The organism is Streptomyces similanensis, from assembly GCF_039543625.1.
Classification (GTDB): Bacteria; Actinomycetota; Actinomycetes; order Streptomycetales; family Streptomycetaceae; genus Streptomyces; species Streptomyces similanensis.
Window position 1 is genome coordinate 1 of record NZ_BAABKC010000012.1, and the last position, 19,325, is coordinate 19,325.

At 71.9% G+C, this 19,325-nt stretch carries 18 protein-coding genes and 2 pseudogenes; 6 read left to right on the forward strand and 14 right to left on the reverse strand.

Going from position 1 to position 19,325, the window contains the following annotated elements:
• Positions 1 to 182: 182 nt before the first annotated feature.
• Complete coding sequence (locus tag ABEB07_RS04810) at positions 183 to 509, reverse strand: nuclear transport factor 2 family protein (RefSeq protein ID WP_345667166.1); 327 nt, start codon at positions 507 to 509, stop codon at positions 183 to 185.
• A 148-nt stretch (positions 510 to 657) separates the two neighbouring features.
• On the opposite strand from ABEB07_RS04810, the gene ABEB07_RS04815 reads away from it, so the two are divergent.
• Positions 658 to 1,203: a DoxX family protein gene (locus tag ABEB07_RS04815; RefSeq protein ID WP_345667197.1), complete on the forward strand. Its 546-nt coding sequence runs from the start codon at positions 658 to 660 to the stop codon at positions 1,201 to 1,203.
• A gap of 37 nt (positions 1,204 to 1,240) precedes the next feature.
• Here ABEB07_RS04815 and ABEB07_RS04820 read toward each other — a convergent pair whose 3' ends face one another.
• From ABEB07_RS04820 to ABEB07_RS04860, 9 genes and pseudogenes are all read right to left on the reverse strand, one after another.
• Positions 1,241 to 2,824: an MFS transporter gene (locus ABEB07_RS04820; protein WP_425588951.1), complete on the reverse strand. Its 1,584-nt coding sequence runs from the start codon at positions 2,822 to 2,824 to the stop codon at positions 1,241 to 1,243.
• Positions 2,710 to 3,030: pseudogene (locus ABEB07_RS04825) on the reverse strand (GNAT family N-acetyltransferase); the annotation flags it as partial. The pseudogene ABEB07_RS04825 and the gene ABEB07_RS04820, both read right to left, overlap by 115 nt.
• 1 nt (position 3,031) lies before the next feature.
• Positions 3,032 to 4,261 carry a type III PLP-dependent enzyme gene (locus ABEB07_RS04830; protein ID WP_345667167.1) on the reverse strand — a complete coding sequence of 410 codons (1,230 nt, stop codon included), beginning with the start codon at positions 4,259 to 4,261 and terminating at the stop codon, positions 3,032 to 3,034.
• A complete protein-coding gene (locus ABEB07_RS04835) occupies positions 4,258 to 5,571 on the reverse strand; it encodes a DUF6271 family protein (RefSeq protein ID WP_345667168.1) in 1,314 nt (437 codons plus the stop codon). The genes ABEB07_RS04830 and ABEB07_RS04835 overlap by 4 nt, the downstream gene beginning before the upstream one ends.
• Positions 5,568 to 6,650, reverse strand: coding sequence for a phytanoyl-CoA dioxygenase family protein (locus ABEB07_RS04840; RefSeq protein ID WP_345667169.1), 1,083 nt, complete (start codon positions 6,648 to 6,650; stop codon positions 5,568 to 5,570). Before ABEB07_RS04840 ends, ABEB07_RS04835 begins: the two co-directional genes overlap by 4 nt.
• A 221-nt stretch (positions 6,651 to 6,871) precedes the next feature.
• Positions 6,872 to 8,359: a glycoside hydrolase family 3 protein gene (locus ABEB07_RS04845; protein WP_345667170.1), complete on the reverse strand. Its 1,488-nt coding sequence runs from the start codon at positions 8,357 to 8,359 to the stop codon at positions 6,872 to 6,874.
• 8 nt (positions 8,360 to 8,367) lie between these two features.
• Positions 8,368 to 9,198 carry a carbohydrate ABC transporter permease gene (locus tag ABEB07_RS04850; RefSeq protein WP_164589271.1) on the reverse strand — a complete coding sequence of 277 codons (831 nt, stop codon included), beginning with the start codon at positions 9,196 to 9,198 and terminating at the stop codon, positions 8,368 to 8,370.
• Positions 9,195 to 10,193 carry a carbohydrate ABC transporter permease gene (locus tag ABEB07_RS04855; RefSeq protein WP_176148746.1) on the reverse strand — a complete coding sequence of 333 codons (999 nt, stop codon included), beginning with the start codon at positions 10,191 to 10,193 and terminating at the stop codon, positions 9,195 to 9,197. The genes ABEB07_RS04850 and ABEB07_RS04855 overlap by 4 nt, the downstream gene beginning before the upstream one ends.
• Before the next feature lie 108 nt (positions 10,194 to 10,301).
• On the reverse strand, positions 10,302 to 11,579 hold the full coding sequence (locus ABEB07_RS04860) for an extracellular solute-binding protein (RefSeq protein ID WP_164589272.1): 1,278 nt from the start codon (positions 11,577 to 11,579) through the stop codon (positions 10,302 to 10,304).
• A gap of 312 nt (positions 11,580 to 11,891) precedes the next feature.
• Here ABEB07_RS04860 and ABEB07_RS04865 point away from each other — a divergent pair, with 312 nt between their 5' ends.
• The 3 genes and pseudogenes from ABEB07_RS04865 to ABEB07_RS04875 all read left to right on the forward strand — a co-directional run bounded on the left by ABEB07_RS04865 (position 11,892) and on the right by ABEB07_RS04875 (position 14,428).
• On the forward strand, positions 11,892 to 12,710 hold the full coding sequence (locus ABEB07_RS04865; RefSeq protein ID WP_345667171.1) for a GntR family transcriptional regulator: 819 nt from the start codon (positions 11,892 to 11,894) through the stop codon (positions 12,708 to 12,710).
• Between the two features lie 158 nt (positions 12,711 to 12,868).
• Positions 12,869 to 13,027 (forward strand): annotated as a pseudogene (locus tag ABEB07_RS04870) (helix-turn-helix domain-containing protein); the annotation flags it as partial.
• A gap of 351 nt (positions 13,028 to 13,378) precedes the next feature.
• A complete protein-coding gene (locus ABEB07_RS04875) occupies positions 13,379 to 14,428 on the forward strand; it encodes an NB-ARC domain-containing protein (protein WP_345667199.1) in 1,050 nt (349 codons plus the stop codon).
• 1 nt (position 14,429) lies between these two features.
• Here ABEB07_RS04875 and ABEB07_RS04880 read toward each other — a convergent pair whose 3' ends face one another.
• The 4 genes from ABEB07_RS04880 to ABEB07_RS04895 form a co-directional block, all read right to left on the reverse strand.
• The gene (locus ABEB07_RS04880; protein ID WP_345667172.1) at positions 14,430 to 15,248 is read right to left on the reverse strand and encodes a methyltransferase domain-containing protein; all 819 of its coding nucleotides are present in this window, start codon (positions 15,246 to 15,248) and stop codon (positions 14,430 to 14,432) included.
• On the reverse strand, positions 15,226 to 16,353 hold the full coding sequence (locus ABEB07_RS04885) for an MvdC/MvdD family ATP grasp protein (RefSeq protein ID WP_345667173.1): 1,128 nt from the start codon (positions 16,351 to 16,353) through the stop codon (positions 15,226 to 15,228). Before ABEB07_RS04885 ends, ABEB07_RS04880 begins: the two co-directional genes overlap by 23 nt.
• On the reverse strand, positions 16,353 to 16,619 hold the full coding sequence (gene tgmA / locus ABEB07_RS04890) for a putative ATP-grasp-modified RiPP (RefSeq protein WP_345667174.1): 267 nt from the start codon (positions 16,617 to 16,619) through the stop codon (positions 16,353 to 16,355). The genes ABEB07_RS04885 and tgmA overlap by 1 nt, the downstream gene beginning before the upstream one ends.
• 256 nt (positions 16,620 to 16,875) lie before the next feature.
• Positions 16,876 to 17,298, reverse strand: a complete 423-nt coding sequence (locus tag ABEB07_RS04895; protein ID WP_345667175.1) for an ATP-binding protein — start codon at positions 17,296 to 17,298, stop codon at positions 16,876 to 16,878.
• Between the two features lie 191 nt (positions 17,299 to 17,489).
• On the opposite strand from ABEB07_RS04895, the gene ABEB07_RS04900 reads away from it, so the two are divergent.
• Both ABEB07_RS04900 and ABEB07_RS04905 read left to right on the forward strand, forming a co-directional pair.
• Positions 17,490 to 18,800 (forward strand): XRE family transcriptional regulator, encoded by a 1,311-nt coding sequence (locus ABEB07_RS04900; RefSeq protein WP_345667176.1) that lies wholly within the window; start codon positions 17,490 to 17,492, stop codon positions 18,798 to 18,800.
• Positions 18,797 to 19,318: an NUDIX hydrolase gene (locus ABEB07_RS04905; RefSeq protein WP_345667177.1), complete on the forward strand. Its 522-nt coding sequence runs from the start codon at positions 18,797 to 18,799 to the stop codon at positions 19,316 to 19,318. Before ABEB07_RS04900 ends, ABEB07_RS04905 begins: the two co-directional genes overlap by 4 nt.
• The last annotated feature ends 7 nt before the right edge of the window (positions 19,319 to 19,325 follow it).

A 19,325-nucleotide genomic window follows, 5' to 3' on the forward strand; every position in this document is an offset into this window, starting at 1 on the left:
GTGGAATCGCGCACTCCGGGACCGTACAGAGCGATCCCCCGTCGATGCACGACGGGTCTCCAAAGCCCGATCAAAAGATCATCAAAAGGAGGGAACGGGCCCCTGTACGGCGTGCGTTCGCGGGCTTCCCGGGCCGCGGTCCGGCGCGTCCGGCGCGTCCGGCGCGTCCGGCGCGTCCGGCCCTACGCCTGCCCGGTCTCGAAGCGGCTGATCCGGCCGTCCTGGGTGACGGTGAACAGCCGGCGGGTGCGCATCTCGCCCCAGGTGTCGTTGCGGTGGCGGGCGACGAGGACCCGGCCGCCCCGGGACTCGTTGTCGACCTCCAGACGGCCGTGGGTGGCGAAGATCTCCGCCTCGATCCACTCGGCCGGGTCGCGGTCGGCGCCGTCGTCCGCCATGGTCGCGCCGGGCGCGAGGAGCCGCATGAAGCCCTCGCGGTCGTGGGCGTTGACGGCGGTGACGAAGGCGCGGACGGCCGGGTCGCTGAGTCTGGCGGTCTGAATCGTCATGTCCGCAGCGTCACACCCGCCCCGGCGCCCCGCCACCCGCCCACCACCCGAACGGCGCTCCGGACGGGCCGGGCGGGTGCGGACGGTGCGACGGTGGAACGGCGAGAGGTGTCCTGGGGTGGGACGTTCCGAGGTGCTGGGAGTCACCGTGACCTGTTACGACCGACGCGATCTGGGCCTGCTGCTGCTCCGGCTGGGCACCGGCGGGGTGCTGGCCGCACACGGCGCGCAGAAACTGCTGGGCTGGTTCGGCGGGGCCGGTCTGGAGGGGACCGGCCGGTTCATGGAGTCCGTCGGCTACCGGCCGGGCCGGGCGAGCGCGATGGCGGCGGGCCTGGCGGAGGCGGGCGGCGGTCTGCTGCTGGCGCTCGGCCTGGCGACCCCGGCGGCGGGCGCGGCGGCGGCCGGCGCGATGGCGGGCGCCGCCGCGCTGCACGCCCCGAACGGCTTCTTCGCCCAGGAAGGCGGCTACGAGTACGCCGCCTCCCTGGGCCTGACCGCCGCCGGGCTCTCGGTGGCCGGACCCGGCCGGCTCTCCCTGGACCACGCCCTCGGGCACGCGGTCGACCGGGGCTGGATGGTCCCGGCGGCGTTCGCGACGACGGCGGCGGCCACGGCGGCCGTGCTCGGCGCCCGCGTTCGGCACCTGCGCCGGCAGAAGGAAGGGCTCCAGGAACCCTTGTTCGAGGAGTAGCCGCCTTCAGCACAAGGGCTCAAGGGAGTCAGCGGGCTCAGTGGGCGCCCTCCACCACCGCCTCCCCCGCCCCGGCCGTGTCCTGGGCGGCGGGAGCGGCCGTTCCCCGTGCGGGCCAGGGGATCCAGAGGGCGGTGAGGGTGACGATCAGCGCGGACGCGGCGACCGTGGCCATGCCGAGGGTGAGGCTGCCCGCGCCCGCGACGAAGCCGATCAGGGCGGGGCCGCCGAGCAGCCCCGTCGTGCCCATCGCGGCGACCAGCGCCAGCGCGTTCGGGCCGTGCTCGGCGGCGGCGACGTACACGCACGGCGTCACTGCGGCCGCGCCCAGCCCGACGCAGGCGAAGCCGAGCAGGGTGGGCACGAGGTGGCCCGCCGCCAGGGCCAGCGCCAGGCCGACGCCGGCCACGGCGCTGCCGACCCGCACCACCCGTCCGTCGCCCCACCGGTCGCGCCAGCGGTCCGCCCGCAGCCGGGCCAGCAGCATCATCACGGAGACGACCGCGATGCCCAGCGGGGCGACGGTCGCGGAGGTCTTGACGACGTCCTTCATGTAGAGGGTGGACCAGTCGTTCATGGCGCCCTCGGTGATGGTGCCGAACGCCATCGCGCACCCCATGAGCAGGGTGGCGGCGGACGGCAGCACCGGCCGCTTGCGCCGCTTCGGCGTGTCCGCCTCGGCGGCGGGAGCGGGGTCCTGGTGCGTGAGCAGGCCGGGGCGCGCGTAGCCGAGCAGCAGGAGCAGCAGGACGGCGGCCACGGCGAAGTGGGCCGGCACGGACGGGGTGAGGGCGGTGCTGCCGGAGGCCAGCAGCGCGGCGCCGAGCAGCCCGGCGCTGAAGGTGGCGTGCAGCTGGGACATGGCGGTGCGCCCGTACGCCGTCTCCAGGGCGGCGCCCTGCGCGTTCATGGCGACGTTCAGACAGCCGACGGCGACGCCGTCGCAGCAGACGGCGAGCAGCGCGAGCGGATAGTTCGGCACCGCCGACAGCGCCGCGAGCACCGCCACCAGGCACAGGGCGGACAGCAGGGCCAGGCGCCGGGCGCCCAGCCGGCGCATCAGGACGGCGACGAGCGGGAAGGACGCGGCCGCGCCCGCGCCGCACGCCATCAGCAGCAGGCCCACCTCGCCGGTGCCGAGGTCCAGCCGCGTCTTGAGCGCGGGCAGCCGGGCGATCCAGGTGGCGTACTGGAAGCCGAGGAAGCAGAACAGGGCCGCGATCGCCCACTTGGCGCGGCGGAACCCGGCGGGGTCGAGCGGGGCTGAGGTGTCTGGGGTGTCTGGGGTGTCTGGGGTGTCGGTCAGCATGCCGGGCGCCTTGTCTGGGAGGGGTGGGCGGCCGCCTCGGCCGTCATGTAGACCGCGTCGGCGCCGTAGCCGGCGGGCAGCGGGGTTCCGTGGTGGGCGCGGTAGCCGAGGGCGCGCCAGAAGGGCTCCTTGTCGCCGACCGCGACGAGCGAGACGGTCGTGAAGCCGCGCCGCCGGGCGGTGTCGGCCAGGTGTCCGGCCAGCAGGCCGCCCAGGCCCCTGCGGCGCAGCGGCCTGGCGATGACGAGGTCGTGCAGGTGGAGGTTGGTCGCGTGGTGCACGACGTGTTCGGGGCGGGTGAGGTCGGGGCAGCGGAAGGCGGGGTAGGGCAGGGCGAGGACGTAGCCGGCGGTCCGGCCGTCGAGGTCGAGGACGAAGCAGGTGCCGGCGGCGGCGCGGGTGCGCAGCAGTCGCTCGCCCTCGGCGAGGCCCAGGTCGGCGTACGCCTCGGCCTCCAGGGCGGCGACCGCCGGCCAGTCGGCCTCGCCGATGCCCCGGACGCGGGTGTGTTCTGCCATGTCAGTGCCGTTCGTCGGAGCCGGGGGCGGGGGCGGGGGCGGGGCCGGGGACGCACAGGTGCGGCAGGGGGCGGATGCCGTTGAAGCCCTGGGTGGTGTAGCTGGCGGCGTAGGCGCCGGCGGACAGGATCCAGACCGGGTCGCCGGAGGCCAGGTCGCGCGGGACGCGCACCGGGTGGGTGCCGCCGCCGTAGGCGTCGTCGCTGTCGCAGGTGGGTCCGGCGACGACGGCGGGCAGATACGCCGGGTCGTCGGGGCCGTGCGGCGCGGGGTGGGTGGGGAAGACCAGGCGGTGGATGACCTGGTCCATCTCGTAGAGGCCGTTGAACTTGCCGCAGCTCAGGTAGAGCCAGTGGGCGTCCGCGCCGTCGGGCTGCCGGCGCCGGGTCAGCCGGTAGACGTGGGCGCGTACGGCGCCGTGGTCGGCGACCAGGTGGCGGCCGGGTTCCATGACGAGGTCGAGCGGGTGCGCGGTGAGGGTGCGCAGGTGCTCCACGCCCTCGCGGACGATGGTGAGGATCTTGTCCAGGGGCGGGTCGAGGGGCTCGCCGTGCCGGTCGAGGTAGCCGAGCGCGGGCAGGCCGCCGCCGAGGTTGACGTGGTCGAGCGCGATGCCGAGCCCGTCGAGCCGTACCAGTACGCCGGCGATCAGGTCGACGGCCTGCTGCCAGCCCTCGCCGGTCATCTGCTGGGAGCCGACGTGCACGGACAGGCCGGCCGGGGTCAGTCCGGCGGCGCGGGCGGCGGTCAGGACGCGTACGGCGTCGTCGGCCGAGCAGCCGAACTTGCGGTTCAGGCCCCACAGGGCGCCCTCGCCGCTGGTGGCCAGGCGGCAGAACACCCGGGCGCCGGGGGCGTGTTCGGCGATGGCCGCCACGTCCTGGAGGCTGTCGGTGGCGAAGGTGCGGATGCCGAGCCGGTGGGCCTCGGCGATGTCGGCGTCGGACTTGACGGTGTTGCCGTAGTGGACGCGGTCGGGGCCCGCCCCGGTGGCCAGCGCTTGGGCGATCTCGGCGGGGCCGGCCGCGTCGAAGCCGGCGCCCCGGGCGGCGAGGCGGTGCAGCACCTCGTCCACGGGGCAGGCTTTGAGGGCGAAGCGGACGCGTACGCCGGGCAGTTCGGCGATCAGGCGGTCGTACTGGGCCTCGATGCCGGCGAGGTCGTAGACGAGCCGGTCGGCGGGGACGGCGGTGAGCGCGGCGGTCAGGCGGGGGCTGGTCTGCACGGTCATCCGCTCCCCTGTCCGGGCGCGGTGTGCCGGGCCGCGTCGACGAGGGCCGGCCAGGCGTCGGCGAGGCGGGCGTAGTCCTCGATGTCGCGTTCGGCCTCGGCCAGCAGGCGCTCGCGCGCGGGGGCGAGGCGCTCGGCGAACTCCGCGTAGCGGCCGCCGAGTTTGCGGTAGGCGGTGTCGCAGCGGTCCAGGCGCCAGTGGTTGTCGGCGCGGTCCAGGCGGGCGCTCTCGCGCAGGAACTCGGCGACCCGTCCGGTGCGGACGCGCTGCCGGTCGTCCAGGAGCGCGGGGCCTTCGGCGGCGAGGCGGTCGTAGACGTGGTGCAGGTGGAGCATCGACAGCAGGAACTTCACGAACCGCAGCTGGTACGCCTGGAAGCCGGTGTCGGTACGGCGCTCGGGGGTGTGGAAGTTCTCGATGTGCCGGTTGTGCAGGATGCCGGGCAGGGTGGCGTCGTGCACGAGGTGGAGCAGGAAGTAGTCGCTGCCGATGGTGTCGGTGGCCGGCGAGAGCGGGAAGCGTTCGTAGACGTCGCGGTCGAAGGCGACGTTGCACATGTCCACCCGCATCGGGTCGACCAGGGCGAGGGTGGAGTCGTCGCCGGTGAAGGGGGCGGTGCCCGCTCCGGTGAAGGACTCCGCGACCAGGTCCCGGCGCTGCTCCTCGCTCCAGTGGCCGGGCGCCCACAGGCCGACGACGTCCTCGTAGACGGTCTCGTGCAGGTGGCGTATCTCCGCTATGTCGACGGAGAGTTCGCCGATGAAGGAGGCGCCGGCCAGGGACACCGGGCGGCCGGCGAGGGCCGGGTCGAGGTCGGTGCGGGTGACGGCGGGCGCGGCCTCGGCGGCGGGGCGGCCCAGCCAGGGCAGTTCGTGGTGGACGGGGAAGACCGGTTCGCCGTCGTGGAGCTGGTAGGCGCTGTCGGAGTCCCGGCGGTGCACCGAGCGGCAGCCGAGGGCGGCGGCCAGCAGGAAGGCGCGGTTGGTGCAGGCGCCGTAGGAGACGCCGGCCGGGAGCATCAGGTCGAGCAGGCGCTCCGGTTCGGGCGCGCCGGAGTGCTCGATCACCCGGCGCAGGAAGGCGCGCTGCGGTTCCTCGCCGAGGTGGTGCACGCTCACCCCCGGCGCGGGCGGCAGGGCGGCCAGGACGCGGGCGTGCTCGGCGCGGGTGGCCTCGTCGCAGGAGTCGAGGACCAGCAGGTCGACGGCGACACCGAAGCGCTCGGCGGCGTGGGCGGCCTCCCCGTGCATCGCGGTGAGGGTGGCCGGGCAGGCCCGGTTGGTGGGCAGGCTCAGGCAGATCCGGTTCACCGCGCCCCTCCCCCGGTCTCCCGGGCCTTGTCGTTCCCCTCGGCCCCCTCGGTCTCCCCGGTCGTCCAGGAGTCCAGGCCGAGCAGTCTGCGTCCGAGGCCGGTGAGTTCGGCGGGGCCGTAGCGCAGGGCCTCGGGGCGGCGGGCGTCGCCGAGCAGGGTGCCGTTCCAGTCGGGGGTGGACAGGGTGCGCCAGGACTCCACGCGGGAGGTGCGCAGCGCGGTGTGCTCCTCCAGCGCGGGCATCATCGACAGGTACTGGACGGCGCGGACGCCGCTGTCGGAGACGTTGGGCGCCACGCCGTGCGCCAGCAGTCCGTTGAAGATGAGCAGGTCGCCGGCCTGGAGGTCGGGCCGCACCACGGGGAACTCGGCGCGGTCGACGGCGGGGCGGATCGGGTCGCGGCCGGCCGGCTGGGCGGTGCGCCACTGGTCGAAGCGCCGGAACAGCTCCGGGTCGCACTGGAAGCCGCCGAGTTCGGGCTGGGTGTCGTTGAGGGCGAGGATGCCCTGGACGCGCTGCGGGGGCACGGTGAGGGTGCTGTCGACGTCCCAGTGCAGCTCGATGTCGAAGCCCTCGTCGGTGGGGTCGATCAGGGAGCGCGAACGGGTGTGCCGGTTGGGCGGGTTGAGGTTGAGCCGGTCGAGGGTGACCCACAGCTCCTCGCAGTCCCACACGTCGGCGAAGGCGCCGTGGACGCGCTCCGACTGGCGGCTGTTCCACAGGAGTTGGTGGTGGTACGCCTCGACGAAGCCGTAGATGAACAGGTGCTGGTCGAGTTCGGAGCGGAACTCGGGCTCGGCGTACCAGGTGTCGGGGCGGTCGGGGTCCAGGCCCTGGAAGTCCCAGGTGAAGTCGAGGAGTTCCTTGGCCTCGCCGGGGGTGATGGCCTCGCGGACGACGACGTAGCCGTAGGTCTGCCAGAAGGCGAAGTCCGCTTCGGACAGCACCCGCAGCGGGCGGGTCTTCTCCAGGTCGCGCAGCGGGATGGGGGCGAGGTAGGTCTCGCCGTCGGCGCTGAAGTAGGGGCGCTCGGAGGCCGCGCGGTGGAGGTAGGGGGTGGGGGTGGGCTGGTGCATGCAATCACTCCGTGGTGATCGAACCGAGGTGCACCCCCAAGCTGGACTAGACCAATTTCGGAAGTCAACGGCTACCGGCCGGTACCGGCCCAAGCGCCGCCCAACTGCCGGTTTACTGCCGCCTCCCGGGCATGAAGAAGGCCGGCGCGGGGCCTGTGGAAGACTCCACGCCGGCCGGTTCGCGGCCGGGCGTCCCGGCCCGGCCGCGTCGGTCGCGCGGTTCAGCCGGCGACGACGGCCTCGGCGGCCGCCACGCCGCACACCCGGGCGGCGCCGTGCGTGGCGATGTGCAGGCCGCCGCGCGGCGCGGCCTGCGGTACGCCCATCTCGATCACCACGGTGTCCGGGCGGGCGGCGAGCAGCGCGTCCAGCGCCGCGCCCATCCAGGCGTGCCGGTGCTCGTCGCGGACCACCGCGACGATCCGGCGGCCCTCGGCCGCGGCCAGGGCGGCGGTCCCCGCGTCGGCGCCCGTGAAGGAGCCCGCGGCGCTGCCGGGCAGCAGCCGGCGCAGCTCGGCGGCGACGCCCCACGGGGTCTCGTCGCCGACGGCGATGTTGGCCTCGGGGTTGAACTGGGCCACGAAGACCGGCTCGGTGACCGGAGCGGCGGCGCCGGCGCGGGTCACCCTGAGGGCGCGGCGGGCCGCGACCAGGCCGATCTCCGGTTCGGCCGCGATCTCGCCCGCGTCGCCGCGGGCCCGGGCGGTCCAGCGGGCCAGCTCGCGCACCCGGGCGGCCGCGTCGCTCAGCCGCTCCTCGGGCAGTTCGCCGGAGCGCACGGCGGCCACCAGCGCGTCGCGCAGGCCGAGCACGGTGGCCTCGTCGCACAGGCCGCCGCCCACGCAGATCGCGTCCGCGCCGGCCGCGATGGCCAGGACGACGCCGTGCTCCAGGCCGTAGGTGCCGGAGATGGCGCGCATCTCCATGCCGTCGGTGACGATCAGGCCCTGGTAGCCCAGCTCCTCGCGCAGCAGTCCGGTGAGGATGCGGCGGGAGAGGGTGCCGGGGCGCTCGGCGTCGAGGGCGGGCACGAGGATGTGCGCGCTCATCACGGCCCGGGTGCCGGCGGCGATGGCGGCCCGGAAGGGGGGCAGCTCGCGCTCGTAGAGGGTGTCGGCGTCCACGTCGATGCGCGGGACGGCGTGGTGGGAGTCGACGTTGGTGTCGCCGTGGCCGGGGAAGTGCTTGGTGCAGGCGGCGACGCCGGTGGACTGGAGGCCCTCGACCCAGGCGGCGGTGTGCCGGGCGACCAGGTCGGTGGCGTTGCCGAAGGAGCGCACGCCGATGACGGGGTTGTCCGGGTTGGCGTTGACGTCGGCGGACGGCGCCCAGTCGAAGTTGACGCCGCAGGCGGCCAGGCGCCGGCCCAGCTCGCGGGCCACGCCCCGGGTCAGGTGCGGGTCGTCGACGGCGCCGAGGGCGTGGTTGCCGGGGAAGGAGGAGCCGGTGCGCACGTCGAGGCGGGTGACGTCGCCGCTCTCCTCGTCGATGGCGACCAGCAGGTCGTCCCGTTCGGCGCGCAGCTGCCCGGTGAGGGCGGTGACCTGCTCCTCGGTGACGACGTTGCGGCCGAACAGGGCCACGGAGGCGAGTCCCTCGCCCAGGCGGCGGCGCACCCAGTCCGGGGCGGTGGTGCCGTCGAAGCCCGGCTGGAGCACCGCGAGCGCGTCCCGGGTGAGGGTGTCCGGGCCAGTGGCGAGTGTGGTCATCGGCGGTGTCATCCCTTCACGGCGCCGTCGGTCAGACCGCTGACAGCCTTGCGTTGCAGGAAGATGAAGAGGATCAGGATGGGCAGCGCGAACAGGGACGAGGCGGCCATGGTGGCGCCCCAGTCGTCGCCGAAGGCGGTCTGGAACTGCGACAGCCACAGCGGCAGCGTCTGCTTCTCGATGTCCTTGTTGAGGATCAGGACGAGCGGGAACTCGTTCCAGGCGGTGATGAAGCCGAACAGCGAGGTGGCCATCAGACCGGGCGCGAGCAGCGGGAAGATCACCTTGACGAAGGCCTGGAAGCGGGTGCAGCCGTCGACCATGGCCGACTCCTCCAGCTCCTTGGGCACGGCGGCGACGTAGCCGCGCAGCGTCAGGATGGTCAGCGGGAGCACCATCATCGCGTAGAAGACGGTCAGCGGGACGAGGCTGTCGAGCATGTCGTTGTCGCGGACCAGCATGTAGATGGCGATGATCATGACCTCCCAGGGGGCCATCTGCGCCAGCATGAAGGTCACGATGAGTCCGCGCCGGCCCTTGAACCGCATCCGGGCCAGGGCGAAGGCCGCGAACAGGGCGATGACGAGCGAGAGCAGGACCGAACTGACGGTCACGATCACCGAGTTGGCGACCAGGGTCCAGAAGTGGTCTGCGTGGACCGCCTTCTTGAAGTGATCGAGAGTGGCGTGGTACGGGAACCACACCGGGTCCTCGGTGATGATGTCGCCGGTCGGCTTGAAGGCCGTGGCGAACATCCAGTAGACGGGGAATACGAAGCCGACGAAGAGGACGACGGCGGTGGCGTTGGGCCAGATACGGCCGAAGGCGGAGCGCTTCACAGCTCGTCCTCCTCTTGCTTGAGCACCATGCGCAGGTAGTACGAGGTGATGGCGAGCAGCACCAGGATGGTCAGGAAGGAGATCGCCGCGCCCATGCCGAAGTGCTGGTTGCCGACGCCCTCGACGTAGGCGTAGATCGGCAGGGTCTCGGTGAGGTGGTCGGGGCCGCCCTCGTTGAGCGCGAAGATCTGCGCGAACGACTTGAACACCCAGATGACCTCGAGGAAGGTCGTGGCATACAGGAACGGCCGCAGGAAGGGCAGGGTCACGGAGGTGAAGCTCTTCCAGGCGCCGGCGCCGTCCAGCGACGCGGCCTCGTAGAGTTCCCTGGGGATCGTGGTGGTGGCGGCGTACAGGTTGATCGCCACGAACGGGATCGACTGCCAGACGATCAGCACGATGACCACGAAGAAGGTGGAGAACTGGCTGCCGAACCAGTTGTAGTCCGCCATGGAGTGCCAGCCGGCCTTGTCCAGGACCCAGTTGACGACGCCGAAGCGCTGGGCGAACAGCCACTGGTAGACGGTGGTGGCCGCGATGACGGGCATGGCCCAGGCCAGCACGATGCCCACCAGGAGCAGCAGCCGCATCTTCTTGCCGAGGCGGGCGAGCAGCAGTCCGATCAGGGTGCCGCCCAGCATGATCAGGACGACGTTGGCGGCGGTGAAGACCACCGAGCGGGCGACGACGTGCCAGAAATCCGAACCGCTGAGGATTTCCTTGTAGTTGTCGACGCCGTTCCACTCGGTGAGGTGCTGGATGAGCTGCCGCGGGTTGAGGTTCTGGAACGACAGGATGCCGTTCTTGACCAGCGGCCAGCCCAGCAGGACCACGGTGGCCAGCAGCGCGGGCAGCAGGAGGAGGTAGGGGGCGGCGGCGCGGCGGCCCGCCGGGGACTTCGCGGCGCGGGTCTCACCCCGCGGGGGCGCCGGCGGCCCGGCCTTGCGGACAGCGGGCTCCCCGGCCGTGTCCGTGCCCTCGGTCTGCACTGACATGAGTTGCCATCTCTTCCGTGGCCGTACGAACTCCGTGTGCGAACTCCGAGGCCGTACGGACGACACATGGAACCGGGGGCGCCGCTGAGGGCGCCCCCGGCACGGTCATCAGTTCTGCTGGGCCAGGCGCTTGTTGATGTCGGACTCGACCGCCTTGGCGGCGTCGGCCGGGGCCTTGCCGTTGAGCACGGAGGTCATGTACGCCTTGATCGGGTTCGGGGTGTTCTCCACCGCGGCCCACTCGGGGATCAGCGGGGTGGTGCCACCGGCGGAGGCGCCGGGCGCGGCGGCCTCGGCGGCCCCGTTGCCCTTCAGGTTGCTCTCCAGCGACTCCTTGTTCGGGATGACGCCGTTGAGCTTGGACAGCTCGCCCTCGTACTGGTCGGACAGGGCGATCTTCAGGAACTCCTTGGCCAGCGACTGCTTCTTGCTGTTCTGGGCGACGGCGAGGTTGGAGCCGCCCAGGAAGACGCCCTCGGGCTTGTCGGCGGTGGCGCCGGGGATGGTGAAGTAGCCGAGGTCCTTCTCGATGGCCTTGTTGGTCTGGACGGCGGTGGCCGCCTCCCAGCCCATGCCGATGAAGGCGCCGGTCTTGCCCTTGGCGAAGATCGTGGCCTGCTGCGGGGTGGCCTCGTCCTTGTCCTTGGGGGCCTTGGAGTAGGAGGCGTACTTCTTGTAGATCTCCATGGCCGCGGCGACCTTCGGGTCGGCCAGGTTGGAGACGTACTTGTCGCCGTCCTTCTTCACCAGGTCGGCGCCCTGGCCGATGATCAGGCCGTCGAAGAAGTACCAGTTCTGGCCGGGCAGGTAGATCGGCTCGGCGTCCGTCTTCTTGCCGATGAGCTCCAGGTCCTTGAAGAACTCGTCGCGGGTCTTCGGGGTGCTCTTGATGCCGGCCTTCGCCCAGATCGCCTTGTTGTAGACGACGACGCGGTTGGCGAAGTACCACGGGGCGGCGTACTGCTTGCCGTCGTAGAGGGAGGAGGCGGAGACCGAGGCGGTCCAGTCGGAGCCGATCTCCTTCTTCAGGTCACCCAGCTCGGCGAGGCCGCCGGTGGCCGCGTACGCCGGGGTCTGGGTGTTGCCGACCTCCAGGACGTCCGGCGGGTTGGACTCGGAGAGGGCGGTGGTGACCTTCTGCTGGATGCCGTCCCATTTCTGGATCTCGAACTTGACCTTGGCGCCGGTCTTCTTCTCGAAGGCGGCCTGCACGTCCTTGGTCCACTGCGGCGGCACGGAGCCGTCCATGGTCCAGACGGTCAGGGTCTGGCCCTTCCAGCTGTCCGGCCCCGCGTCCTTGCTCTTGTCGTCGTCGCCCCCACCACACGCCGAGACGGAGACCATCATGCCCGCGATCACGATCGCGGCCGCAAGCTTGCGCTTCACGCCACCCTCCTCAGGGATGCTGCCAACCCCCCACGCCCCCGGCGGTGATTCACGCACGACGCTGTTTCACGTAGGGCTCGGGACCTGGTCACTAATGGTGTAGACCAGTACGGTGGAGCTTGGCCTAGACCTTTTGAGGTGTCAAGGGTGGTTCGGGAGCCTGATCCCGGGCGTTATGAGAAAGACACCGGAGCGTACCCGAGCTCGTTTGCGGCCCCGGACAACCGGAGGCGCGGCTTCCCCAGTTGGACTAGACCATAGGGAAGTTGGTCGCTATAACGGGAGCCCACCCACACAGCCGGGAAGGCAGGCATGGCCACCGACGTCAGCAGCGCCCAGCACCACGGGGGAGCGCCCGGCCGCACCGCACGCGTGCCGAAGTACTACCGGATCAAACAGCAGGTGCTGGAGATGACGCAGGCGCTGGAGCCCGGCTCGGCCATGCCGGCCGAACGGCTGCTGGCCGTCCGGTTAGGAGCCTCGCGCACCACGATCCGCCAGGCCCTCCAGGAACTGGTCGGAGAGGGGCGGCTCGACCGCATCCAGGGCAAGGGCACCTTCGTCGCCCAGCCCAAGCTGTACCGCTCGCTGCGGCTGACCTCCCACACCGAGGACATGCGCGCGCAGGGCCTGCGGCCGGCCTCGCAGGTGCTGGACATCGGTGAGATCCCGGCGCCGGAGAAGCTCGCGGCGCTGCTTGACATCGCTGTCGGGGAGCGGGTGCTGCGCATCGAGCGGCTCCGGCTGGCCAGCGGCGACCCGATGGCGATCGAGACGACCCACCTGTCCGCCCGGCGCTTCCCCGGACTCCGCCGCTCCCTGGCGACGCACCCCTCCCTCTACACGGCGCTCGCCCAGGTCTACGGCGTCCACCTCGCCGAGGCCGACGAGACCATCGAGACCTCGCTGTCCACCCCGCGCGAGGCCCAGCTCCTGGCCACCGACGTGGGCCTGCCGATGCTCCTGCTGTCCCGGCACTCCCGCGACGCCGAGGGACGGCCGGTGGAGTGGGTGCGCTCGGTGTACCGCGGCTCCCGCTACAAGTTCGTGGCCGCCCTGCACCGCCCCGGCCCCCCGTCCTTCCGCCCCGACGTGACGACAGCGGTCCGCCCGACCGGCGAGGACGGGTGAGCGGCGGGGTGGGGGTCGGGGTTGAAGTAGGGGTAGGGGTCGGGGTCGGGGTCGGTTTAGACGGGGCGGCTGTGGCGGTCGGAGCGGCCGGTGCGGCCGGTGCGGCCGGTGCGGCCGGTGCGGCCGGTGCGGCCGGTGGGGCCGGAGGGCTGGCGGCTGTGCTCGTACGGGCCCGGGAGATGGCCTGCCTCACTCAGGGGGAGCTGGCGGAGCGGTCCGGGCTGAGCGTACGGGCCATCCGCGATCTGGAGACCGGCCGGACCGCCCGCCCCCGCAAGCAGTCGCTGCTCCTGCTGGCCGAGGCGCTCGGACTGCCGTCCGGCGAGGTGGGACGGCTGCTGCGACTGCCCCGCACCGGCCCCCGATCGGCTACGCCGGGGGCATCGGCGCCACCGGGAGCGGTCGGACCATCGGATGCGCCTGTGGGGCCGGGAGCGTGGGGGGCATCGGGTACGTCTGTGATGCCGGGAGTGTGGGGGCCGTCGGGGACGTCCGTGGCGCCGGGAGCGTGCGGGCCGTCGGAAGCGTCGGCGCCGCCCGGTGTGGCCGTGCCACCCGGTGTGGCTGTCCCTCCGGGGACGGCCGCACCGCCGGGAGCGGCCGTACCACTGGGAGTGGCCGCACCGCCGGGAGCGGCCGCACCGCCGGGGGCGTGCGCGCCCGCGGAGTTGCCCGCGGCGCCCCGGCACCGGCTGGTGGGCCGGGAAGCGCTCGTCGAGGAGCTGACGGAACACCTCGCCCAGTGCGCACCCGGCCCCGGCAGGCCCGCCGCGGTCGTCGTCGGACCGCCCGGCGCGGGCAAGACGGCACTGATCCTGCGGGCGGCCCACGGCGTGCGCGAACGGTTCCCGGACGGACAGGTCTTCGTCGACCTGCACTCCCCCGGCTCGCTCCCCGTCACCCCCGACGCGCTGGTACGCCGCGTCCTGCGCTCCCTCGGCGGCGCCCCGGCCGCCGAGCACCCGCACCCGCACCCACACCCGGAGGAGTCCCGTGCCCGGCTGCGCCACGCGCTCAGCAGCCGGCGGGTCCTCGTGGTCCTCGACAACGTCGACAGCGAGGCGCAGGTCAGGCCACTGCTGGTGGACGGCGGACGCAGCGCGGTGCTGGTGGCAGCGCGCCGTGAACTGTCCGCCCTGCCCGGCCGGTTCGGCCGCCGGATCGGCGCGCTGGAGGAACCCGAGGCGTACCGGGCGCTGGCGGACCTGGTGGGCGCCGAACGGGTCCGCGCCGAACGGCCGGCGGCGCTGAGCGTCGTACGGTCCTGCGCGGGACTGCCGCTGGCGGTGCACATCGCCGGCCTGTGGCTCACGGCCCGCCCGCACCGCCCCCTGCGCGACCTGGCGGACCGGCTGGCCGACGAGCGGGAACGGCTGTCCGCGCTGCGGATCGGCGACCTGTCCCTGCGCGCCAGCGTGAGCGCCTACTACCGCCCCCTGCCCCCACCCCTACGCACCGCACTGCGCCAACTGGCCGCCGCTCCAGCCGACTTCACCCCATCCCGAACACCGGCCGGCCCCCTGGGCACCCCACCCGCAGACCTGCTGGAGGAACTGGTGCACCGCCAACTCCTGCACACCGACACGACAGCCCCGCACGGCGACCTCCACTACCGCCTGCACGACGCGGTACGCCTGTACGTGTCCGGAGCGCCATGGCCCCCTCGCTCTGAACAGAGCCCGCCCCAGCCAGGGGACGGGCTCTGCGGTGATCGGTAGGTCAGACCGGCAGGTTCCACGCGGGGCCGTCAGGTGTTCCGAGCCACACGTGTTGAGTACCGTCCGGATGCACGGTGAGACCAAGAGCGGAGTGCGGGGGTGAGCCCGCGCCCTGCCAGACAGTGAGGGCGTCTTCGACCTGATCCCAGAGGCGAAGAGGCCCGTGCTGGTGGACAGTCCAGCCGCCTTCGGCCGGTTCGGTCCACGCCTGTGATCCGGTGGCGACGTCCACCAGGATCACACCCGTGCTGGTGGTCATGAGTTCGGCGGACGGTGCGGCGAGCTGGGCCAGGAACTGCCCGGTCCAGTCCGCCAGGAGTGCGGGGTCGACGCGGGTGGCGCGGGTGTGGCCGGGACGCTGGTGGAAAGTGGGTCGGTGCGGGCGTTCGTGGGGGCGGGCGAGCATATAGCCGATCTGGTCGGGGTGAAAGCGGCCTGTGGCCGTGCCGTCGTCGCGGACGTGGAGACGGACGAGTCCCGAGGCGAGCATCCATCCGCTGATGGTGGCGGTGATGCTTCCCCCGACGCGTACTTGCTGGAGCCAGGCCAGGGGGATGTGACGGACGGCGCAGGTGGCCACGATGTGGTCGTATTCGGCGTCGTCCTTGTGTCCGGCCAAGCCGTCGCCGGTGATCAGAACCGGGTGATACCCGGCGGCGTGGATGTGATCGGCCGCCGTCGCGGCCAAGCCCGGGTCGTACTCGATGGAATACACGTTCTCGTCGCCGAGGCGGCTGCACAGGATGGCGGTGGAGTAGCCGGTGCCGGTGCCGATCTCCAGCACTCTGTGCCCCTCCTCAATCCCTGCGACATCGAACATGCGCACGATCAGGGAAGGCAGCGTGCTGGACGAGGTGGGGGCCCGTGACGGGCCCGGTGGCGTCGGCGGCACCGGTGCCGCCGACCTGGGTGACCCAAGTGGTGTCCTGGTGGACGAGCTCCAGCCACGTTCCGGGATCGGTCACGTCCTGGTGCACGGGTGTCCACCGGTGGCCGTCGAACTGGCACAGGCCCTTGTCGACGAAGAGTTCGCGAGGCACCGTTTCGAGGGCAGTGCGCCATGCCGGGTCGTCCACGGGGACGGCGGCGGCGAGTCGGCGGCGCAGATCTGCGGAGTCGGTCATGCGGGGGCTCCGTGCTGTAGGCGGTCGGTGATGGCGTGCGTGAGGAGGGTGGTGATGCGGTCGGGGAACCAAGCCCATTGACCGTTCGGGTTGCACTCGTACCAGTGCCAGACGCCATCGCGGTCCAGACCGAAGTCGAAGGCACCGAAAGTGAGTCGGAAAGCGTCGAGGTAGGCGCGCACCCCGGTGTGCGGTGTGTCTTACGTGGCTGTCGATCTGGTCCGGGGTGACGTCTTCGATCCACACCGTCAGCGCGCGGCCGGTACCGTCGGTGTACTCGGTTTCCCTGAGCGGCTTGTAGAGGACCGGCCCATGTTCGGCGGCGAAGGCGCGGGCGCGGTCGGGGTCGTTGGTGATGAGCGTAGGAGGCACGGTGAAGCCGCAGGCAGCAGCAGTGGCCAATTGCGCCGGCTTGTACTCGGCGTCCCGGTTGTGCCAGGGGTGGTTCAGGTAGTACGCGCCGGGAAGAGCGGCGAGGATGCCGCCGAACCCGTAGCGGGCCTCTTCGACGGCCCATCGGCCAGTCTGCTCGTCCATGGCCAGGTCAGCGGTGTGAGGGGTGGGCCGCCGCCAGTACACCGAGCGGACATTCCCCAGGTCGACCCTCCGGGACGCAGTGGCGAGAGTGCCGCTGGTCCCGGTGCTGTCGAAAGTGCCGGACAGGACCACCTCGCGAGGGAAGTCGCCTGGGTCCAGGCGGACGACCGGCACGCGACGCCGGTTCAGTTCAGTGATCACTTGATCCGCGGTCGCGTCGTCCAGCCGCGTGACGACCAGGACAGGCGGCCCGCCTGCGGCCATCAGTCACTGTCCCCGTTCTGATCGCTTCCCTGGTCCGGCGTTCCGTCCAGGCTGGTCTTCGTGCTCGTCTCCTGCGATGTCTCCGAGCGCTTGTGCTTGGCCTCCACCTCCAGCGGAGCACCGTCGGGACCGACCCACACGGGAGCTTGCGTGTGGGGGTCGAGGATGGGGCGGGCAGCGGGAAGAACGACCGCATCCGGGTAGGGCCGCATGCGTCCGATCCCCCAGGGCTCGACCTGCTTCAGTGACGTCGAAGGCTGTTGCATGAGTCTCTCTTCTCTCAGTGATCCAAAGGGTCGCGGGGCTGCGCACACCGGTAAGGGCGGTTCGGGGAGCGGTCCGCTGCGCCGAGAGTCGCCGCGTGCGGTTCCGTGTCGGTAATGGAGTACGCGGTCGAGGCGGGCTCCGCACGGCATGCGTCGGAGACGATGGCCCCCACCAGGCCGAGCCCGACGGCGATGACGCCCAGAAGTCCGGTGCCTGCGGTTACCCCATCGGCTTCCAGCACGCGGTGGCGGACGGTCATTGATCACCGGCCTTGGTCGGGATCTCAGCCCACACCCGCTTGCCCCACGGAAGGAGGTCGGTTCCCCAGCGGTCGGAGAGGGCGTCGACCAGGAAGAGGCCACGGCCGCCGACGGAGTCCGGTCCAGCGATGTGCAATTCGGGCATCCGGCGGGACTTGTCGACCACCGCGATGCGGAGCCGATCAGGGCGCGGCTGCTCGACGATCACTCGAACGCTGTGAGAACGACCGTGGCGGACTGCGTTGGTGGCGATTTCGGAGACGAGCAGTATGCCGGTCTCTGTGGCGTCCTGGTCCATGCCCCACTCCGCGCACGCATCCCGGACTATCTGACGCGCCACCGCGACGGTGGCGGCCTCGCTCGCGACGGTGACGCTCTGTCGCGGGTATTGCCCGTGTCTCACTCGCTCGTTGGTCATGGTCGTCGTCACGCCTTGGTCTGGGCGGCTGGGGAGAAACCCCGCCCGCGGGCGTCAGGAAACGGCCTGCGGGTGAGGTGCCGCCGAGGTGCGCAAGCGGATGCGCTTCCCGGCGACTGTCAGCCAGTCAACGCGTGAAGACGGGGACGAGGAGACTCCAGAAGGTGACTCCGGCACGGAGTCAGCCGGCGATGTCGGCCTACCATCGGTTCCTTCGCTACTCGGGGGAGTTGCACATGAGCCTTCGGTCACCGGAGCCGCGTGAGGTCATCGCCGGGCTGCTCGGAGATGAACGCCTCATCGCCGCATGCACCGCACGGGACATGGGCGCTGTGTTCCGGATGGTCAACGCACGTGGTGTCAGTACACGGCGCATCGCCGCCGCCGTCGACATCACGCAGGGGCGGCTGTACGACTACATGAACGGTAAGAGCCGGGTGGAGAAGCTGACCCTGTTCGAGCAGATCGCCGACGCCTTTCACATCCCCGGCCGTCTGCTGGGGCTGGCTCGACGCTCGTGGGAGCCCGTACCCGCGACCGTCGGGCACGAGCGGGCGGACCGGCCACCGCCCGACGGTGACGACCTGGTGGCGATGGATCACTTCCGCAGCGCGGACCGGCAGACGGGCGGCGGCCGGCTGTACGGGGCGGTCGTCCGACACCTGGCGGACCGAGTGGCGCCCAGACTGGTCGACATCGGCAGCGGTCCACAGGTGTTCGCCGCCGCGTCCGCACTGACCGAGATGGCGGGCTGGATGGCGCACGACTCCGGTCATGACGACCGCGCGGCGAAGCACTTCGCCCGTGCTCTGCCCCTCGCCCGCGCTTCTGGTGACCTCCCGTTGGCCGCGCACGTCGCCGCGAGCACCAGTCACCTCGCCCTTGCGACCGGGGATGCGACCGCGGCTGTCGGCTGGGCACGCACCGGACTCGACCTGGCCGCGCGAGCACCTCGTATTCCCGCGCTGACGGCGCGGCTGCACACCATGCGGGCGCGCGCGTTGGCGGTCGCGTCTCAGCGCACTCCGGCCACCCAAGCGCTGGAGGCCGCGCACCGTCACCTGGAAGCGCCGCCCGCTACCGCGCACCCGTGGCTGAGCCCGTTCGACCGAGCGGCGCTGGCCGGCGAGTCAGCCCTGATCCTGCGTGACCTGGAGCAGTACGACGAAGCGCTGCGGCACGCCGAACAAGCTGTTGCGCTGCGCGAGTCGGGACGGGCACGGTCCCTGGCCCTCAGCCGGATCAGCCTGGTGGAGATCCACGTGCGCCGGAGTGACCTGGATGCCGCAGTGAGCGTGGCCCACGACCTTCTCTGTACAAACCCTACTCTCGGTTCGGTCCGGGTGGTGCGGCAGCTCGACGGCATGCGCCGGCTGCTGGAACCGCACCGGGGGTACCCGCCGGTCCGGGAGTACCTGGTGCGGTTCGATGACGCACGCCGCGCCAGAATGCTCCTGCTGGCTGATCTGATCCCGCCGTCCCCGGGAGGCACCACCGCATGAGGCCCACAGCACCTGATCCCTCCGACGCCGCCGCGTGGAACGCGTACCTCGCGGAGGGCAACGCCAAGCAAGCCCGCAAACGCGTGGCGGCCGACGTACTGCTGCGGGACCCGTCCGGCCGTGTGCTCCTGGTGAACCCCACCTACAAACCGGGATGGGACCTGCCCGGTGGGATGGCGGAGGCCAACGAGCCGCCGGAGGACACGGTGCGCCGCGAGTTGATGGAGGAACTCGGCCTGCGCATCACGCTGCTCGGGCTGCTAATCGTGGACTGGGTGGCCCCGCACGGCCCTTGGGACGACCAGCTCGCGTTCATTTTCGACGGCGGTGTTCTGCAAGCAGACCAGGTCGACCGGCTACGGCCACGAGACGGCGAGTTGTCCGAAGCCGCCTTCGTCCCGGCCGCCGAAGCCGCCGGTCGCCTCCGGGACCGTATCCGACACCGGTTCGAGCACGCCCTGAAGGCACTGGAGACAGGACGACCGCTGTACCTTCACGACGGCGGAGCAGCCATGTGATCGACAG

Coding starts and splice junctions, on each gene's coding strand:
- ABEB07_RS04905 (WP_345667177.1), top strand. CDS start 18,797: ATGAGGCCCACAGCACCTGATCCCTCCGACGCCGCCGCGTGGAACGCG.
- ABEB07_RS04855 (WP_176148746.1), bottom strand. CDS start 10,193: ATGTCAGTGCAGACCGAGGGCACGGACACGGCCGGGGAGCCCGCTGTC.
- ABEB07_RS04880 (WP_345667172.1), bottom strand. CDS start 15,248: ATGTTCGATGTCGCAGGGATTGAGGAGGGGCACAGAGTGCTGGAGATC.
- ABEB07_RS04900 (WP_345667176.1), top strand. CDS start 17,490: ATGTCGGCCTACCATCGGTTCCTTCGCTACTCGGGGGAGTTGCACATG.
- ABEB07_RS04885 (WP_345667173.1), bottom strand. CDS start 16,353: ATGGCCGCAGGCGGGCCGCCTGTCCTGGTCGTCACGCGGCTGGACGAC.
- ABEB07_RS04895 (WP_345667175.1), bottom strand. CDS start 17,298: ATGACCAACGAGCGAGTGAGACACGGGCAATACCCGCGACAGAGCGTC.
- ABEB07_RS04865 (WP_345667171.1), top strand. CDS start 11,892: ATGGCCACCGACGTCAGCAGCGCCCAGCACCACGGGGGAGCGCCCGGC.
- tgmA (WP_345667174.1), bottom strand. CDS start 16,619: ATGCAACAGCCTTCGACGTCACTGAAGCAGGTCGAGCCCTGGGGGATC.
- ABEB07_RS04840 (WP_345667169.1), bottom strand. CDS start 6,650: ATGCACCAGCCCACCCCCACCCCCTACCTCCACCGCGCGGCCTCCGAG.
- ABEB07_RS04810 (WP_345667166.1), bottom strand. CDS start 509: ATGACGATTCAGACCGCCAGACTCAGCGACCCGGCCGTCCGCGCCTTC.
- ABEB07_RS04830 (WP_345667167.1), bottom strand. CDS start 4,261: ATGACCGTGCAGACCAGCCCCCGCCTGACCGCCGCGCTCACCGCCGTC.
- ABEB07_RS04845 (WP_345667170.1), bottom strand. CDS start 8,359: ATGACCACACTCGCCACTGGCCCGGACACCCTCACCCGGGACGCGCTC.